1 protein-coding gene is annotated in these 212 nt (G+C 43.9%); it reads left to right on the top strand.

The features are described 5' to 3' along the window. The coding region (locus BCT49_RS25660) for a hypothetical protein (protein WP_157938603.1) at positions 1–212 on the top strand (212 nt) is incomplete at both ends.

The raw sequence follows: 212 nt of genomic DNA on the forward strand, positions 1-212 counted from the left end.
TGAAGGCGCTAAAGAAGCCGCCGAATCGGAAATGAAAGATCACCTAGGCGGCCTAGAAGGAAATGCTCGTACTGAACTTCAAGAGGCGAAGGGTAAACTTCAGTTCGCTTCAATGAACATGCAAGAAGAACTAAGTGATAGCTTCGCTTACATGAAGACTTTGACAGAGCAAAATGGAGCAGAAATTTACGCTCTAAATGAGAAGGTTGACT

It is taken from the genome of Vibrio lentus (assembly GCF_002875945.1).
In the GTDB taxonomy this organism is placed as follows: Bacteria; Pseudomonadota; Gammaproteobacteria; order Enterobacterales; family Vibrionaceae; genus Vibrio; species Vibrio apostichopi.